Source organism: Amycolatopsis sp. lyj-112 (assembly GCF_046549055.1).
In the GTDB taxonomy this organism is placed as follows: domain Bacteria; phylum Actinomycetota; class Actinomycetes; order Mycobacteriales; family Pseudonocardiaceae; genus Amycolatopsis.
Genome location: NZ_JAJPWS010000004.1, coordinates 444292 through 461259, shown reverse-complemented (window position 1 = coordinate 461259; position 16968 = coordinate 444292). Strand labels below are relative to the sequence as shown.

Sequence of the window (16968 nt, the reverse complement as noted above, 5' to 3'; positions counted from 1 at the left end):
TTGATAAAGTCAACAGCTGATGTCGTCCGGGTGGGCCCGCTCACGTTCTTCGACGGCCAGGGCCAGGTCGGCCAGCTTGTCCAGCGCGCCACTCAAGGTCGCCGCCTCTTCGGGGGTCAGCGCGGCCAGGAACTCCGCGTCGCGCTCGTTCGCCGCGGCGATCAGGCCGCGGTAGACGCGGGTGCCCTCGCCGGTCAGGGCGAGCTGCGACGTGCGGCCCGAGCCTGCTGTCCGGTCGACCAGGCCGCGCTCGGTCAGGCGGCTGACCACCCGGCTCATCTGCGCTTTGTCCAGGCCCGCGCGGCGGGCGAGGCGGTTGAGGGTCAGTGTGGGGTCGGCGGCGATGAGGGCGATCGCGCGCCATTCGCCGAGGCTGACGTCGAACTCCCGCCGGTAGCGCAGCGCGGCGCTGCGTGACATCGCCGATGACGTGCGTGAGAGCCGGTAGGAGAGGAGTCCGGAGATCGACTCGAGGTCTCGGCCGTCCGCGCGTTCCGCCATGCCGGTCATCGTAGCCGTTGCCGATCCAGTGTTGACAAACTCAACACCGGATGTCGACACTGGCGCCGCACGCCCCGCCTGACGAAGGAGTCGAGTAGCGATGGCCGAACCACCCGCCGTCACCGGACGGCCCGAAACCCCGGTGGCCGGCGTCGACCGCGCGTCGACGTACCGGACCATCGCCCTGCGGGTCATGCCGCTGCTCGTGGTCTGTTACGTCGTCAGCTTCATCGATCGCACCAACATCGGCATCGCGCAGCAGGGCCTCAAGCGCGACCTCGGGTTCGGCTCGGCCGTCTACGGGCTCGGCGTCACGCTGTTCTTCGTCGGGTTCATCCTCTTCGAGGTCCCCAGCAACGCCCTGCTGGCGCGGATCGGCGCCCGCAAGACCCTGGTCCGGATCATGGCCACCTGGGGCGTGATCACGATCGTCACGATGTTCGTGCGCGACGAGACCACGTTCTACATCGCGCGGTTCCTGCTCGGCGTCGCCGAAGCGGGCTTCTTCCCCGGAGCGCTCTACCTGCTGTCCCGGTGGTTCCCGTCCGCACGCCGGACGCGGATGACCGCGGTGTTCTTCATCGGCGTCCCGGTTTCCGGCGTGATCGGCTCGATCGTGTCCGGCTGGATCATGCACTCGTTCGGTGGCGTCGCCGGGCTGGCCGACTGGCAGTGGCTGTTCCTCATCGAGGGGATCCCGCCGATCCTGCTCGCTCTGCTGGTGGCGTTCTTCCTGGTCGACGAGCCGGAGCAGGCGAAGTGGCTGACACCGGCGCAGAAGGCCGCCGTCCGGGCCGACCTCGACGCCGACCGGCGCGGCAAGGACGAGACGCCGGAGCGGCACGGCGGCCTGCTTTCGGCGTTGCGCGACCCGAAGGTCTGGATCCTCGGCCTGTGCGCCTGCGGTGCCTACACGCTGGCCAACGCCGTGTCGTTCTGGACGCCGCGGATCATCGCCGAGGCCGGCGTCGGTGACGTGCTGAACCTGGGACTGTTCTCGGCTCTCCCGCCGCTGCTCGGCATCGTCGTGATGCTGGTGGTCGGCCGCCACTCCGACCGCACCCTGGAGCGCCGCTGGCACGCGGCGGTGAGCTGGCTGGTGGCGGCCGTGGCGATGCTGACGCTGGCGTTCTCGGGCGGCAACGTCGTCGTGGTGGTCCTGCTGCTCGCGGTGATGGCGGCGGCGCACTACTCGGGCCTGACGGTGTTCTACTCGATCCCGTCGATCTACCTGAGCGAACGGGCGGCGGCGACGGGTATCGCGGTGGTGACGTCGATGGGCTCGTTCGCGGCCGCGGCGTCTCCGTCCTTGCTGGGCTTCATCCAGGCCTCGACCGGCAGCCTGTCGCTCGGTCTGGTGATCAGCTCGGGCATCGTGCTGCTCGCGGTCGTCGTGCTGCTGGTCGGCGTGAAAGCGAAGGACCTCAAGGAGAAACGCCCGTAGGCCGGTCAGGGAAGGGGAACTTTGAGTGTCCGGGGATTGCCCTCCGCCGAATTCGGGTACCAGAGGATCATGTGGATGGTGCTGGTGATCCCGTTGCTGATCATGTCGTTCGCCTTGGTGATGGAACGCGTCGAAGCGATCGTGCCCGGCCGGGGTCCGCGGTCCAAACCCGGATCCACCGCCTGAATCGCGTGAAGCCTGCCATGGTCATTCGCCCTTCATCGGACGGTGGCGTCACGCTCGTCCGGGTCGGCGCCGCATTCTCGGATCGTGCGTCGGGTCGGCATACATCGGCGGACGGTCGCCGTCGATGGCTTCGGGGCGCAGTTCGTAGTGCCAGGGCTCGTTGCGGTAGATCTGGCACAGCCCGTACCGGGCGCCGTGCTCGGACAGCCATGCCCTGGCCTCGGAACGCCCGATGTCGACGGCGTCGCCCGACACATGGGCGGACGTTTCGGGGGTGGCCACCCAGCGGGCGGCTTCCGCTTCCGAGCCGTACTTCGAGACCGCCTCGTGGAGCAGCCGTTCCTGGTACTCGGGGGAGCGCCAGCCGCCGTTGACGAAGAATTCGACGCCGTCGTCCGCGGCATCGCCCGCTGCTCGTCGCAGGGCGCCTAGCAGCTCGGGATCCAGGTTGGCCACCGCCGGAATCCCGTCATCGAAGACGGTGACGGGGTCAGGGACAGCGCCATGGGCCTTGCCGAGTGCGCGCCGAACGGCCGAAGATGTCATGCCTCCAAATCAAGGCAATGCGCTGTTGCCGGCCCGTATGAGGTTTTCGATAGGCCGACGATATGCGGCTGCTCGTAGCATCGGAGCATGCGTGTGTTGGTCGTCGAGGACGAGCCCTTCATGGCCGAGGCCATCCGTGACGGGCTGCGCCTCGAAGCGATCGCCGCCGACATCGCCGGTGACGGCGACACCGCTCTGGAACTGCTGAGCATCAACGCCTACGACATCGCCGTCCTCGACCGGGACATTCCCGGGCCTTCCGGGGACGAGGTCGCCGAAAGCATCGTCGCTTCCGGAGGCGGCATGCCGATCCTGATGCTCACCGCCGCCGACCGTCTCGACGACAAGGCCTCGGGGTTCGAACTCGGCGCCGACGACTACCTCACCAAGCCGTTCGAACTCCGGGAACTCGTGCTCCGCCTCAGGGCACTCGACCGCAGGCGCGCCCACAACAGGCCACCCGTGCGAGAGATCGCGGGCCTGAGCCTGAATCCGTTCCGCCGAGAGGTCTACCGCGACGGCCGCTACGTCGCGCTGACCAGGAAGCAGTTCGCCGTTCTCGAAGTCCTCGTCGCCGCCGAAGGAGGTGTGATCAGCGCCGAAGAGCTGCTGGAACGGGCCTGGGACGAGAACGCCGACCCGTTCACCAACGCCGTGCGCATCACGGTCTCAGCCCTGCGCAAACGGCTCGGCGAACCCTGGATCATCGCCACCGTGGCCGGCGTCGGGTACCGCGTCGACACCGCACCGGACACCGGAGGCGGGGGAGGCGAGCGTGGATAGGGCACCCGGTTTGAGCGCTCGCCTCAAACTCACCCTCAGCTACGCCGGCTTCCTCGTGTTCGCGGGTGCCTTGCTCCTCGCGGCCGTGCTGGTCTTCTACCTGTACTTCCTGCCCCACGGCTGGATCCAGATCGACTCCGGTGATTTCAAGATCAACCGTTCGGTCCTCGTGCGCGCCTTCGTCCCGTTCATGGCCATCGTGATGGTCGCCCTGCTGGTATTCGGTCTCGTGGGCGGGTGGATTCTCGCCGGCCGGATGCTCGCCCCGCTGACTCACCTCACCGACGCCACCCGCAGGGCCGCGGCCGGATCGCTCTCCCATCGCATCCGGCTGCCGGGCCGTGAAGACGAGTTCCGCGAACTCGCCGACACCTTCGACGTCATGCTCTCGCAGCTCGAAACACATGTCGCCGAACAGCAGAGATTCGCGGCCAACGCCTCGCACGAGCTGCGCACCCCGCTGGCGATCACGCAGACTCTTCTCGACCTCGCCGCCAAGGATCCGGACCGCGCCACCAGCGGGATCGACGAACGCCTCCGCGTCGTCAACACCCGGGCGATCGCCCTCACCGAAGCCTTACTGTTGCTCAGCCACGCCGGCCAACGGTCCTTCACCCGGGAACGCGTCGACCTTTCCCTCATCGCGGAAGAAGCCACCGAAACGCTCTTTCACCTCGCGGAAAAGTACGGCGTCACCCTCGAGACCTCCGGCGACATCACCCCGACCACCGGCTCACCTGCGCTCCTGCTGCAGATGGCGACGAACCTCGTGCACAACGCGATCGTCCACAACCTGCCGGATCAGGGCACCGTGTGGGTCACCACCACCGAGCACCCCGGGTCCGTGGTGCTCGGTGTCGAGAACACCGGCGGGAAGCTCACCTCGCAGCTGGTCTCGACCCTCACCGAACCGTTCCAGCGCGGCACCCAACGCGTACGCGCCGACGACGCGGGTGTCGGACTCGGACTGGCGATCGTCAAAAGCGTCGCGCAAGCCCACAACGGAAGCCTGACTCTCACGCCCCGGGCCGCTGGAGGGCTTCGCGTCACGGTGCGGCTGCCCGTCGCTCGGCGACCGCGGTGAGCACGTGCCGGGCCAGGACGACGTCCGCATCCGCCGCGCCGGCCGTCGACGCGCGGGCCGACATCGCCGCGATCCGCCCGGGATCGGTGAGCACCGGGATCAGGGTGGTCTCTATCCAGGCCGGATCGAAGCCGGCGTCGTCGACGAGCAGCGCCCCACCGGCCGCGACGACCGGTTCGGCGTTCAGCCGCTGCTCACCGCCGCGCACCGGGAGCGGGATGTACGCGGCCGGTAGGCCGACAGCGGCCAGTTCGGCGCACGTCATCGCTCCCGAGCGGCAGAGCACGAAATCGGCCGCGGCGTAGGCGTACTGCATCTCGTCGACGTAGGGGATGACGACGTAGGGCGGGTCGCCGGGGCCGTTGCCCGGCACCTCGACCCCGTGCCGCGGCCCGGTGATGTGCAGGACCTGCACGCCGCTCGCCCGGAACGCCGCGGCCGCGCCGGACACCGCGGCGTTGATCGTCACGGCGCCCTGCGAACCGCCGGTGACCATCAGTACCGGCCCGTCGGTTCGCAGGCCGAACCGTCGCCGGGCGGCGTCGCGCAGCGCGGGCCGGTCGAGACCGGTGATCGCCGGCCGCAGCGGGATCCCGATGGCGGTGGCGTGCGCCAGCCGGACACCCGGCGCGGCGGTGAACACGAGTGTCGTCATCCGGGCGGCCAGCCGATTGGCCACTCCCGGCCGGGCGTTCGCCTCGTGGACGACGATCGGCAAACCTCTCTCGCGGGCGGCGAGGTAGGCCGACACGGCCACGTAGCCGCCGAAGCCCACCACGACCTCAGCCCGCACGCGGTCGAGCACCGCCCCGGCCGCCCGCACCGAGTCGCGCAGCCTGCCCGGTGTCCGCAGCAGAGCCCGATTCGGTCTGCGCGGCAGCGGTACCGGCGGAATGAGTTCGAGCGGATAGCCGCGGGCCGGGATGAGCGTGGTGTCCAGGCCGCGGACGGTGCCGAGGGCGGTGATCTCGGCCGACGGCTCCAGCCGGCGCAGCGCGTCGGCGAGGTTCATCGTGGGCTCGATGTGCCCGGCCGAATGGCCGCCGACGACCACGACGCGCGGCCGGGATGTCTGTGCCGGTCGTATCTGCATGCCTTCTCTGTCAACCTCGAAACGGATGCCCGGCGTGGGGCTCGGCTATACGATGGGAAAATCGAAATAGGTGGCCGGATAAGGCTCGTCTTTCAGTGTGTAATGCCACCATTCGCAAGCGTAGGCGCTGAAACCGCAGGTCTCCATGATGGAGCAAAGGTGTCGACGGTTTCTCGCTTCGATGTCCGTGACTTCCTCTGCTTGATGATGGGAGATCGCATCCATCAGGTCATGGCCGCCACCCATGGGGGCGAGGTCGCCGGTGGCCAGGTCGTACAGCGTCAAGTCGACCGTGCTTCCCCGGCTGTGGCCCGATTTCGTGGCCACGTAACCTTTTTCGAACATCTCGGCTCTGTCGATATTCGGATAGTGTCGTTGTTTCGTCCGGCCATCCTCCGGCTGCGCTGACCAGCGCAGAAAGCAGTTCACGGCCCGTTGCGGCCGATAGCCGTCCCAGAGAAGCAGGCCGAAGCCAAGGGAGGCGGCCTTCTCCTGCGCACACTCCAAAGCCGTGCACAAGGTCCTCGTGCCGACGATCCGGTTCGCCGTGTAGCCGTCCACGGGCTTGCCGGTGAAGTTGTCCCAGGTGGCGTACTTCGTATCCCAGCGTATTCCAGGCACGAACTCGTCCACGAAGACGAAATCGACCTTCATCGGGGTTTTCCGGTCAAGGCCAGCGACACCAGCCTGTCGACCACTTCGGCGAGCGGCAGTCCGGCGGCTTCCATCATCCTCGGATAACGGCTGTAGGAGGTCATACCGGGAAAGGTGTTGACCTCGTTCAGGGCCACCGTGCCATCCTCCTTGAGGAACAGGTCCACTCGCGACAGTCCCTGGCAGCCCAAGGCGCGATAGATGACCTTCGCCGTCTCTTGGACGAGCGATCGGGTCTCCGCCGAAATGTCCGCGGGAACGGTGATCGACGAGTTTTCGGAGCCGCTCTCAGGATTGCTTTCCTGATGGATCTTGAAAAACCCATGAGAGAGGGAGATCTGATCCACCTCGCCCGCGATCAGGTCCGGCTCGTTCCCCAGGATGGCGCATCCGACCTCGCTGCCCGCGACGGCCTCTTCGATCACCACCTTCGAGTCGTACAGTCCCGCGGCCTCGACCGCTCCCGGCAGTTCTTCTTCGCTGGATACCTTGCTGACGCCGAACGAGGACCCCGAGCGGGCCGGTTTGACGAAGACGGGATAGGCGAGCAGGCCGGGATCGATCTTCTCGTGCGCCGAGACGGTCCAGAAATTCGGCGTCGAGACTCCCGCGCTTTTGACGACCGCGTAGGCGAGGGACTTGTCCATGCACAGAGCGGAACTCTGGACATCGCAGCCGACGTAGGGGATGCCGGAGAGCTCCAGCAGGCCCTGCATGGCGCCGTCCTCGCCGAGCTTGCCGTGCAGGACGGGCAGTACGACGTCCAGGCTGATCGCTTCGTATCGTCCCTGCTCCAGGACGAGCAATCCGTGGACGCCGCTGTCCGGGGACAGCATGGCCGGGCGGCCGCCGGTGCCTTCCCAGTCCGCCTCCGGACTGTCGCAAAGCCGCCAAGCGCCGCTCTTCGTGATCCCGATCCAGAACGGTTCGTACTTGTCGGGGTCGAGGTTCTTGGCGATCTCTTGCGCCGACTTGACGGAGACGGGATGTTCTTCGGAAACTCCCCCGAAAATAATTCCGATTTTCATATCCAGCGCTGCTTCCTGATTTCAAAGTTCAGACAGTTGGTGATGGAGTTCTCGACGGTGTCCCGCAGGGCGTGGTCCGTGAAGTAGGCGGTATGCGGGCTGATGATCACGTTCGGCAGTTTTTGCAGGCGCAGCAACAGGTCGCTTTCGAGCAGTTTGTTGCTGTGGTCGGCGTAGAATATTCCGTCTTCGCCTTCGAGGACGTCCAGTGCCGCGCCGCCCAATCCGCCGCTTTCCAGTGCCGAAATAAGGGCATCGGTGTCGAGAAGCGAACCACGTCCGGTGTTGACGATATACGCGCCGGGCTTCATCTTCTCGATACGTCGGCGATCGAGGAGATGGCGCGTCGCGGCGTTGAGCGGTGTATGAAGCGTGACGATATCGCTCTGGTGTAGCAGTTCATCGAGCGGAACGTGGCCGGCGGGGGTCTGAGGTCGAGTGTCATGGGCCACGATGCGGCAGCCGAAGCCCCGCAGCCTGTCCATGACCGCTGTGCCGATGCGTCCCGTTCCGATCACGCCGACGGTCAGGTCGCGCAGTTCTTTCCCGCGTACCTCGTTCAGCCGGTAATCATGAACCTCTGCGCGCAGGATGGTGGATTTGGCGTTTCGTACCGCCATCAACATCAGCATCAAGGTGTAGTCGGCCACGCTGTCCGGCGAATAGGAGACGTTCTCGACGGAAATGCCGACGCTCTCCGCGTAGTGCACATTGATGTGGTTGTAGCCGATGCTTCTCGTGGAGATGTACCTCACGTCGGCTCGGCTGAGCGCGAGAAGGGTGCGATCCGTGATGCGGGTCTTGTGTCCCACGCTGATACATCGATTTCCGGATGCCAGTGCGAGAGTGGCTTCGGATGCCGCGGCCTCCGTGATGGTCGGCCTGACGCCCAAGCGAGGCGCCATCTCTCGGAACAGGACAGCCTCGTCCTGCCCGCATCCGTAAATCGTGATTCCCATTCCCGGGACGGCGGCGAAGGACCAGGGCGCCGGCGATCGAGTGCGGCGGGCCGCTGCTCGTGCCGGTTCGCTGTCGGACATGCCTTCAGTCAAGGCTGCGCGGTGTTGCCGGCACGTATGCGATTTTCGATATGCCGGCGATATGTTACCAAAGGGTAACATGTGGCGCGTCCGGATTTGTTCTCTCGGGCAGTTCGAAAAGTGCGTACGGGCAAGGACGCGGCCGGGTAGCCCGCGGGGTCGGTGCGGCTGCCCTAGTATGCCGAGCGAAACGGTGTTCATGATCTTCGAACTTGAAGACACCCAGCGATGACCAGTCTGAACCGAGTCGAGGCGGCGCATGCAACCCAATTTCGAAGCAGGTGAGGACTTCGCCCTCCTCCTGGAGCGGGAAGCCGGCAAACTCCAGGAGAAAGCCAGCGCCCTGACCGCCGCGTTCACCGCGTCCGCCTCCACGGCCCGGTCCTCGGACGGCTCGGTGACGGTGAAGGTCGAGGCCAACGGGTCGCTGAGCTCCATCGAGTTCGGCAACCGTGCGTGCACGCTGGGCCCGGCCCGGCTCTCCTCGCTCGTCATGCAGACCGTGCGCGAGGCCCAGCGCAACACCGCGGACAGGCTCATCGAGTCGTACATCGGGATCAACGGCGACGACCAGGCCGCGGAGCTGGTCCGCACGTTCATGCCGAAGGTGGACGACGTCGAGGAGACCGCCCCGGAGAACCCCGAACAGAACAAGTGGGCTCCGGAGGCGCACGACGACGTCCCGCCGCCGCCGGGCCGCCCGATGCCGCCGTCGCCACCCGCGTCACCGCGACCCCGTCGTCCGGTCACCTCCGACGACGATGAAATGAGGCCGTGGTGAGCGGATTCGGTGTCACGACGGAAGCGCTGAAGAAGTACCGCACCCACCTCGACCAGCTCGAAGAGGCGCTGCAGAAGAGCGCCGACATGGTGGGCAGCTGCGTCGCCGACCCCGGCATCTTCGGGATCATGGGCGGCCAGATCTACGGCGCCGGCGCGAGCATGCACTGCGCGAAGGCGCGAGATCATCTGAACAAGTACTCGGAGAACATGAAGGAGTTCTCCGACAAGGTGAACGAAGCCGCGAAGAAATACGAAGAAAACGACCAGGAGGCGGAAAAGATGATCACCGCCGCCGGTGACGGTCTCGGGGAGGTGAAGGTCAAATGAGCGACGAATACCACCGGGGCGATTTCGGGAACGGCACCGGCGTCCACGCCGACGACTTCAAGGACGAAAAGAACAGTTTCGGGGGTGGGGGTGACACCGCCGGCGCGGGGTTCTTCGATTCGGCGTTCGGGCTGAAGAGGGCCGTCAACGAAGGCGACACCGTCGCCGTCGCCATGGCCGGGGTCGGCATGGGGATCGACGCCCTCGGCATGATCCTCGACCCGCTCGGGTCGGTGCTCACCGCCGGGATCGGCTGGCTGATCGAGCACCTGGTCATCTTCCGCTGGCCGCTGGACTTCCTGATGGGCGACCCGAAGGGCATTGAGGCCGCCAAGACGGCGATCTATGCCGAGGGCAAGACAGTGAGGCAGTGGTCGGAGGACCACGCCAAGGCCACCAAAGACCTCATGACGGACTGGAACGGCCAGGCCGCCGACCAGTTCCGGGCCGACATGGAGGGCGTGGTCGCCCAGATCGACGCGCTGTCCGAGTACGTCGATTTCGCCGCCAAGCAGATGGGTATCGCGGGTGCCATCATCGGCACGGTCCGCGGCATCGTCCGAGACATCATCGCCATGACCTTGGCCGGCATCATCAAAGCCGCGATCGTGGCGGTGGCACTGGCGCCGATCACCTTCGGCGGTTCGATCATCGCGGCGATCACCACCACCATGGTCACGGTCGGCGTGGCGATCGGCAAAATCGCCTCGAAGATCGCCGATCTCGCCAAGACACTCGCCGAGATGCTCAAACTGCTGGCCAAGACGCGCGGGAAAGCCGACGAGGTCGTCAAGCTGACGCTCGGCGGCGGCAAGGTCAAGCTGCCCCAACCGAAACCCAAACCGCCGGCAGGTGGCGCGCCGGGCGGCGGCGGGAAGCCGATCGAAGGCGCGCCCGGCGGAGGCGATCACACGCCGGGTAGCGGCACTCCGGACGGGAAGAAGCCCGACACACTGTCCACGGCCAAGCCGGACAAACTCGGCGACATCGCCACCTGGATGGTGCGCGACAAGCTGTCGAAGATGCCGGACGCGACTCCGGAGATGATGAAGAAGTTCGACTATTGGTGCAGTATGCCGATGCCCGAGCTGGTCAAGAGGTTCGGCAAGAGCGCTGAAGCGCTGGAGAAAGCGGTCAAGCTCATGAGCGACCCGACCTACGGTGCGCCGGGACTGGCCGGGAAGATCATCATCGACACGATGAAGAACGTCTCGCCTGCCGTGTCGGAACCCAAGCCGGAATAGCTTCGGTTCTGGTCCGTGAAGGCCTCCTTGAGGGACTCAGAGTCCCTCAAGGAGGCCTTCACGGCATCAGCGGCGGATGAGGCCGAGGTCGGTCGCGGTGGCGACGGCGGAGGTCCGTGAGTCGACGCCGAGCTTGGTGTAGCTACGGGCCAAATGGGATTTCACGGTGCCTTCGGTCAGGTAGAGCCGGTCGGCGATGGCCCGGTTGGACAGTCCGTCGGCGACCAGGGTGAGGACTTCGATCTCACGCCGGGTCAACGCGGTGTCGGGCATGCGCATGCGGTTCATGAGCCGGTCGGCGACGGTGGGGGCCAGGGTGGTGCGTCCGGCCGCGGCGGTGCGTACCGCCGCGGCCAGATCCTCGGGATGGGCGTCCTTGAGGAGGTAGCCGGTGGCCCCGGCTTCGATCGCGGGCAGGGTGTCGGCGTCGGTGTCGTAGGTGGTGACGATCAGGACGCGGGGAGCGTCCGGTCGCGCGGTGATCGCGGCGGTGGCGTCGGCTCCGGTCATGCCGGGGCCGAACTGCAGGTCCATCAGGACGACGTCGATGTCGCCTTCGCCGGCGCGGGCCACGGCCTCCTCCGCGGTCGCCGTTTCGGCGACGACGACGAGACCGGGTTCGGTTTCCAGCACGGCGCGGAGCCCCGCCCGCACCACGGGATGGTCGTCGGCCAGGAGGAGACGGATCGGGCTGTCGGTCACGGGCGGTCCTCAGGCTGGGCGTCGATCGGCAAGCGAGCGGCCAGGGCGGTGCCGCGGCCGGGGGACGACTCGATGGTGAGGGTGCCGTCGAGCGCTTGGGTGCGGCTGCGCATCGCCGCCAGTCCGTAGCCACCGCTCTCGGGGTCGGGGGAGGGCGGCCGAGCGGCGTCGAAGCCGATGCCGTCGTCGACGACGTCGAGGGCGATGTGCTCGCCCAGAAAGCTCAGGGTGACCTCGGCGGTGGTGGCCCGGGCATGGCGGACGGTGTTCGCGAGGGCGGCTTGGCCGATCCGCAGCAAGGCGACCTCGTGGGCGGTCGGCAGCGGAACGGGATCGCCGGTGAGGTGAAAGCGCGCGGTGATCCGGTGGCGGGCGCTGGTGGTGGCGCACAACCGTTCCAGCGCGCCGGCCAAGGTGGTGTCGTCGAGAGCGGGAGGGCTGAGGGCGGCGACGAAGCGGCGAGCCTCGGCGAGGTTGTCCGCGGCCGCCTGGCGCGCCTGTTCGACGTAGCGGCCGGCGTTTCCCGCGGTGCCCGGCAGGGTTCGTTCGGCGGCGCGCAGCAGGAGCTGGATGCTGGACAGCCCTTGAGCGAGGGTGTCGTGGATTTCGCGGGCCAGGCGTTCCCGCTCGGCCATCACACCGGCGACGTGCTGTGCCTCGGCGAGGTCGGCGCGGGTGGCGGTGAGCTCCTCGATCAGATGCCGGCGTTGTTCGCTTTCGCGGTACAGGGCCTGGTATCCCCACACGACGGCGACCGCGACGGCGGCACCGAGGGCCGGGCCGATCGCGGCGGCCGGGCTGAAGAAGCCTTGGTGGGCGGCGAACGCGGCGATGGCGGCCAGCGCGGTCGCGGTCACCGCGAGCAGACCGGACCTGCGGGGAAGCAAATGGAGCTGCAGGAAGTACAGCGGGAAGGCGACCCACACGCCGTCGGCGGTCAGGACCACCAGGACGAGCCATACCGCGCTCACGGCGGCCAGCCATCCCGCGGCGTGACGGCGGGACGTCCGCACCCGTGGCAGGAGCGGCCCGGCGGCGTACACCAGGCCGCACGTCACCGCCACCACGACGATCGCTCCGGACCGGGGCAGGTCACCGGTCACGGCCCGGCCTGCCGCCAGGAGAAGCAGGGCGATGAACAGCAGGTGCAGGCACCAGGTCAGCACCCGGCTGGTCGGGGTCAAGGCGGGCGCGGCGGTGTTCACAGTGCTTCCAGGCTACGGAGAGGGATCGGGAATCGCCTCTATCGAAAGGTGGAACCGGCGCGCCGTCTTCCGGCCGGCCAAGTGCCCACTCCGGCCAGATGCCCGGCGGTACTCCGGCGGCGAAGGTGGAGACGTACCCAGTCCACCCGCCGGAAAGGACAGACCGGAGCCGTGTTCGTCGCCTGGAGAGACCTGAAGTTCGCCAAAGGGCGGTTCGCCTTGATGGGCATCGTCGTCGTGCTGATCACCCTGCTGGTCGGCCTGTTGTCCGGACTGACCGCCGGATTGGGGCAGCAGAACATCTCCGCCATCACCGGCCTGTCCGCCGACAAGATCGCCTTCGCCGCTCCCGGTGACGGGCAGAGCCTCTCGTATGCCAACTCCGTGATCACCGAGAAGCAGCGCCGGCAGTGGGCCGAAACCCCTGGCGTCACCGGTGTCGAACCGCTCGGCATCACCACCACCAAGGCCACCGCCGGGGACCGCGCCGGCGGGGTTTCCGTGTTCGGCGTCCGGACCGGTTCCGCGCTCGCCCCGGACAGCGCCGCGATCACCGGAGACTCGGTGGTGCTCTCGACACCGGCCGCCGACGACCTGGGAGTCCGGACCGGAGACACCCTCGTGCTGGCCGGGCGACGGCTCGCGGTGGCCGCGGTGTCGGGTGACGCCTGGTTCAGCCACACCCCGGTGATCTGGGCCGGCCTCGACGTCTGGGCGAAGATCGCGCCACCCACCGGCGGCGAACCGATCGCGACCGTGCTCGCGCTGACCACCACCGCTGACGCCGACCTCGCGGCCACCGACCGGGCCGCGTCCACCGCGACGGTTCCGACGGACGATTCGCTGTCCGCGATCGGCTCCTACACCTCCGAAAACGGCTCCCTGCAGCTGATGCGCGGCTTCCTGTTCGCCATCTCCGCGCTGGTGATCGGCGCCTTCTTCACCGTCTGGACCATCCAGCGCAGCGGCGACATCGCCGTCCTCAAAGCGCTGGGCGCCTCCACGGCGAACCTTCTGAAAGACGCGCTCGGGCAAGCCGTCGTCCTGCTCGTCGGCGGCACTCTCCTCGGCACCGGCCTGGCCGCCGGTTTCGGCGCCGTCCTCAGCGGTTCCGTCGTGCCCTTCGTGCTGACCCCCGCCACCGTTCTCCTCCCCGCCGCCGTGATGACCCTGCTCGGCGCGCTGGGGGCCGGACTGTCCGTCCGGCGTGTCACCTCCGTCGACCCGCTGACCGCCTTGGGGAGCGCACGATGAGCCTGCACCTGACCGACGTCACTCTCACCTACCCCGACGGCGACTCCCGCCTCACGGCCCTCGACGACGTCACCCTGAACGTTCCGCGAGGCAGCGTGGTCGCGGTCGTCGGCCCCTCCGGCTCCGGCAAGTCCAGCCTGCTCGCCGTCGCCGCCACCCTCATCAGCCCCGACAGCGGAACCGTCATCGTCGACGGCACCGCGACCACCGGCCTGACCCGCGGCGAGCTCACCGACCTCCGCCGCCACAAGATCGGAATCGTCTTCCAGCAACCGAATCTGCTGCCTTCCCTCACCGCCGTCGAACAGCTCCAGGTGATGGCCCAGATCGACGGCCGCTCCCCGGCCAAGGCACGCGGCCGCGCCATGGACCTGCTCGACGCCGTCGGGCTCGCACCGCAGGCAGGACGTCGTCCGCATCAGCTCTCCGGCGGCCAACGGCAGCGCGTGAACATCGCCCGCGCCCTGATGAACGAGCCCACCGTGCTCCTGGTCGACGAGCCGACGAGCGCTCTCGATCATGAGCGCGGCGCGGCGGTCATCGACCTGATCACCCGCCTGACCCACCAGCGGGCCACCGCGACCGTCCTGGTCACTCACGACCCCGCACACCTCACCGCGGTGGACCGGATCGCCGAAGTCCACGATGGACGGCTGAGCAGTCCGGCGCCGGTGAGCTGACGTCCCTTCCGCGCTGCGCGGGCAGGACGTGGGTGCGGTCGCGATCGGTGCTCAGGCACAGCGAGCAGACCGTGCCCCCGGCGGCACTCGCGGTCAGGTCGGGCCGTTCGTACTGCTGCCCGCAGACAGTGCAGCCGTAGTGGCTGCCGCTGGGGTTACCGTCCTCGTCCAGCAGCGGTTCGGCAATACCGTCGTCGGTGCGGCGCAGGTAGAACCGGCCTCGGGTGAGGATCGCCATCAACGGGGTGAGCACGACCGCGATCCCGACCGCCACCAACGGAGAATACGGCCGCAGGGTGTCACCGAAGAGTCCGAAGTAGACGGAGATCGACAGGAGCGAAGAGGCAAGGAACGACACGACGCCCACCGGATTGACGGCGTACAGCATGCCGCGGCGGAACTCCGGCTGTTTCGGCGACAGCTTGAGGACGAACTTGTTGATCGCGATGTCGGTGGCGACCGTGACGACCCACGCCATGGCGCAGTTGGAGTAGAAGCTCAGGATGTTGTTGAGGAAGCTGAACATGTTCGCTTCCATCAGGATCAGCGCGATCGTCAGGTTCACCAGCACGAACACCAGCCGGCCCGGGTACCGTTTCGTGACGCGGGTGAACGAGTTGGTCCAGGCCAGGGAGCCGGAGTAGGCGTTCGTGACGTTGATCTTGACCTGGCTCAGCACGACCAGGACCAGTGCGAGCGGCACGACCAGCCACGGCGGCATGAGTTCGGTGAACACCCCGGTGAACTGCTCGATCGGCTCCACCGCCGCCACCGCGCCGACGGCGTCGAGGATGTAGACCGCCATGAACACGCCGATGGCCTGCTTGATCGCTCCGAACACGACCCAGCCCGGCCCGGCCATGACCATCGACGTCCACCAGGCGCGCCGGTTCTCCGCCGTCCGCGGCGGCATGAACCGCAGGTAGTCGACCTGCTCGCCGATCTGTCCCATCAGTGACAGGCACACCCCGGCGCCGAGCATCACCGCCGCCGAGCTCAGACCGGAGCCACTCGTTCCCTGGTGAGCCAGCCACCGTTGCACCGAGTCCGGGTCCTTCACGATGAGGAACACCAAGGGCCCGACCATCAGCAGCAGCCACAGCGGGTTCGTCCAGCTCTGGAGTTTTGCCAGCGTTTTCATCCCGTAGATCACCAGCGGGATGATGGCCAAAGTGGACACGAGATAGCCCAGCCACAAGGGCAGTCCCAAGGCGTATTTCAAGCCCTGCGCCATGATCGAGCCCTCGAGGGCGAAGAAGATGAACGTGAAACTGGCGAAGATCACGCTGGTGATGACCGACCCGTAGTAGCCGAATCCGGAGCCGCGGGTGATCAGGTCGAGGTCGATGTTGTAGCGGGCGGCGTAGTAGGCCAACGGGAATCCCGTGAGGAAGATGATGACCGCCGCGACCCCGATCGCCAGCAGTGCGTTCGTCGTTCCGTGCGTGAGGCCGATGCCGGCGCCGATGGAAAAGTCCGCCATGTAGGCGATCCCGCCCAGCGCGGACGCCCCGACCACCGCCGGTGTCCACCGTCGATAGGTACGCGGCGCGAACCGCAGCGTGTAGTCCTCAAGGGTTTCCTTCGTCGCCCCCGGCGTGGTCGCCTGCGCGCGGGGGGTCACCTCGTCAACGGTCATCGGCTTCTCCTCGGGTGGGGACAGGCAGGGAGGGGGTGCTCAGAACACGGTGGCGTGCAAGGACATCGCCGACCACGCGCGCTGCGCGCGTTCCAGCACCACGGCCAGCGACTCGCCGACATGCGTGTGCAGGGCACGCAACGCGGCTTCGAGCTCACCGGCGAGGACGAGTTCGGCGATCTGAATATGCTCGGCGATCGTCGACGTGACACGGTCGGCGGTCAGGAAGTCGTACATCCGGACCCGGCGGATCCGCTGATTGATCCCGACCAGGGCCTCGGTCATCGCCGGGTTACCCGAGGCACGCGACAGCGCCGCGTGGAACCGTTCATCGAGAACCACGAACCGGGGGTCCGGATCGGGCGGAGCCTCCCGCAGTCGATACCACTGCTCCAGTTCGTCGCCCAAGACCTGTCGGTCGTGCCGGACACCGGCATCCTCGATCGCGCGGCTGATCCCGCGTAGTTCGAGAGTGACGCGTAACTCGTACAAGTCACGTAGTTCTCGCAAGTTCGGGACCGTGGCGAAGAAACCCTGTTCGCGACGCTCGACCAAGCCGTCGGACAGCACTCGTGCCAGCGCCTCCCGGACCGGCGTCCGCGATACCCCGAACCGTTCGGCCAGCGCCACCTCACCCAGGCGTTCCCGCGGCGAGATACGGCCGTTCATGACCTCCTCGCGCAGCAGGAGGTACACCCGCTCACGCTGGGACACCTCGCCCCCGGCCGGACGTGCATCCAGGCGTGTATACAGAGTCGCGTCCACGGAGGGGAAC

Annotated in this window: 18 protein-coding genes; 8 read left to right on the top strand and 10 right to left on the bottom strand. The window is 67.4% G+C overall.

Going from position 1 to position 16968, the window contains the following annotated elements:
- Window positions 1-9 precede the first annotated feature (9 nt).
- Window positions 10-501, bottom strand: coding sequence for a MarR family winged helix-turn-helix transcriptional regulator (locus ACLJRL_RS17920; RefSeq protein ID WP_410657322.1), 492 nt, complete (start codon window positions 499-501; stop codon window positions 10-12).
- A gap of 100 nt (window positions 502-601) precedes the next feature.
- Between ACLJRL_RS17920 and ACLJRL_RS17915 the strand changes: the two genes are divergently transcribed.
- Window positions 602-1945 (top strand): MFS transporter, encoded by a 1344-nt coding sequence (locus ACLJRL_RS17915; protein WP_410657321.1) that lies wholly within the window; start codon window positions 602-604, stop codon window positions 1943-1945.
- Window positions 1946-2179: 234 nt separating this feature from the next.
- Here ACLJRL_RS17915 and ACLJRL_RS17910 read toward each other — a convergent pair whose 3' ends face one another.
- Window positions 2180-2677 (bottom strand): M15 family metallopeptidase, encoded by a 498-nt coding sequence (locus tag ACLJRL_RS17910; RefSeq protein ID WP_410657320.1) that lies wholly within the window; start codon window positions 2675-2677, stop codon window positions 2180-2182.
- Window positions 2678-2764: 87 nt separating this feature from the next.
- On the opposite strand from ACLJRL_RS17910, the gene ACLJRL_RS17905 reads away from it, so the two are divergent.
- Together ACLJRL_RS17905 and ACLJRL_RS17900 are read left to right on the top strand one after the other, a co-directional pair.
- Window positions 2765-3460, top strand: a complete 696-nt coding sequence (locus tag ACLJRL_RS17905) for a response regulator transcription factor (protein WP_410657319.1) — start codon at window positions 2765-2767, stop codon at window positions 3458-3460.
- Complete coding sequence (locus ACLJRL_RS17900; RefSeq protein ID WP_410657318.1) at window positions 3453-4544, top strand: sensor histidine kinase; 1092 nt, start codon at window positions 3453-3455, stop codon at window positions 4542-4544. The genes ACLJRL_RS17905 and ACLJRL_RS17900 overlap by 8 nt, the downstream gene beginning before the upstream one ends.
- Here the strand turns inward: ACLJRL_RS17900 and ACLJRL_RS17895 are convergent.
- From ACLJRL_RS17895 to ACLJRL_RS17880, 4 genes are read right to left on the bottom strand one after another with little or no spacing between them, the layout of a single operon-like run.
- Window positions 4507-5637, bottom strand: a complete 1131-nt coding sequence (locus tag ACLJRL_RS17895; protein WP_410657317.1) for a UDP-N-acetylglucosamine--N-acetylmuramyl-(pentapeptide) pyrophosphoryl-undecaprenol N-acetylglucosamine transferase — start codon at window positions 5635-5637, stop codon at window positions 4507-4509. The two genes, ACLJRL_RS17900 and ACLJRL_RS17895, sit on opposite strands and share 38 nt — an antisense overlap.
- Window positions 5638-5682: 45 nt before the next feature.
- Window positions 5683-6291, bottom strand: coding sequence for a D-Ala-D-Ala dipeptidase VanX (vanX, locus tag ACLJRL_RS17890; RefSeq protein WP_410657316.1), 609 nt, complete (start codon window positions 6289-6291; stop codon window positions 5683-5685).
- Complete coding sequence (gene vanA / locus ACLJRL_RS17885) at window positions 6288-7319, bottom strand: D-alanine--(R)-lactate ligase (RefSeq protein WP_410657315.1); 1032 nt, start codon at window positions 7317-7319, stop codon at window positions 6288-6290. Before vanA ends, vanX begins: the two co-directional genes overlap by 4 nt.
- Window positions 7316-8278: a D-isomer specific 2-hydroxyacid dehydrogenase family protein gene (locus ACLJRL_RS17880; protein WP_410657446.1), complete on the bottom strand. Its 963-nt coding sequence runs from the start codon at window positions 8276-8278 to the stop codon at window positions 7316-7318. The genes vanA and ACLJRL_RS17880 overlap by 4 nt, the downstream gene beginning before the upstream one ends.
- Window positions 8279-8618: 340 nt before the next feature.
- On the opposite strand from ACLJRL_RS17880, the gene ACLJRL_RS17875 reads away from it, so the two are divergent.
- From ACLJRL_RS17875 to ACLJRL_RS17865, 3 genes are read left to right on the top strand one after another with little or no spacing between them, the layout of a single operon-like run.
- Window positions 8619-9140 carry a YbaB/EbfC family nucleoid-associated protein gene (locus ACLJRL_RS17875; RefSeq protein WP_410657314.1) on the top strand — a complete coding sequence of 174 codons (522 nt, stop codon included), beginning with the start codon at window positions 8619-8621 and terminating at the stop codon, window positions 9138-9140.
- Window positions 9137-9469, top strand: a complete 333-nt coding sequence (locus ACLJRL_RS17870; protein ID WP_410657313.1) for a type VII secretion target — start codon at window positions 9137-9139, stop codon at window positions 9467-9469. Before ACLJRL_RS17875 ends, ACLJRL_RS17870 begins: the two co-directional genes overlap by 4 nt.
- Window positions 9466-10713: a WXG100 family type VII secretion target gene (locus tag ACLJRL_RS17865; protein WP_410657312.1), complete on the top strand. Its 1248-nt coding sequence runs from the start codon at window positions 9466-9468 to the stop codon at window positions 10711-10713. Before ACLJRL_RS17870 ends, ACLJRL_RS17865 begins: the two co-directional genes overlap by 4 nt.
- 66 nt (window positions 10714-10779) lie before the next feature.
- On the opposite strand, the gene ACLJRL_RS17860 is transcribed toward ACLJRL_RS17865, so the two are convergent.
- Window positions 10780-11415, bottom strand: coding sequence for a response regulator (locus ACLJRL_RS17860; RefSeq protein ID WP_410657311.1), 636 nt, complete (start codon window positions 11413-11415; stop codon window positions 10780-10782).
- Entirely contained in the window at window positions 11412-12620 is a 1209-nt protein-coding gene (locus ACLJRL_RS17855) for a sensor histidine kinase (RefSeq protein ID WP_410657310.1), read from the bottom strand. The genes ACLJRL_RS17860 and ACLJRL_RS17855 overlap by 4 nt, the downstream gene beginning before the upstream one ends.
- Window positions 12621-12791: 171 nt before the next feature.
- Here ACLJRL_RS17855 and ACLJRL_RS17850 point away from each other — a divergent pair, with 171 nt between their 5' ends.
- On the top strand, window positions 12792-13874 hold the full coding sequence (locus ACLJRL_RS17850; protein WP_410657309.1) for an ABC transporter permease: 1083 nt from the start codon (window positions 12792-12794) through the stop codon (window positions 13872-13874).
- The gene (locus ACLJRL_RS17845) at window positions 13871-14554 is read left to right on the top strand and encodes an ABC transporter ATP-binding protein (protein ID WP_410657308.1); all 684 of its coding nucleotides are present in this window, start codon (window positions 13871-13873) and stop codon (window positions 14552-14554) included. Before ACLJRL_RS17850 ends, ACLJRL_RS17845 begins: the two co-directional genes overlap by 4 nt.
- Here ACLJRL_RS17845 and ACLJRL_RS17840 read toward each other — a convergent pair.
- Window positions 14487-16193: a purine-cytosine permease family protein gene (locus ACLJRL_RS17840; RefSeq protein WP_410657307.1), complete on the bottom strand. Its 1707-nt coding sequence runs from the start codon at window positions 16191-16193 to the stop codon at window positions 14487-14489. The genes ACLJRL_RS17845 and ACLJRL_RS17840 overlap by 68 nt on opposite strands.
- Before the next feature lie 39 nt (window positions 16194-16232).
- Entirely contained in the window at window positions 16233-16958 is a 726-nt protein-coding gene (locus ACLJRL_RS17835) for a GntR family transcriptional regulator (protein WP_410657306.1), read from the bottom strand.
- Window positions 16959-16968 lie beyond the last annotated feature (10 nt).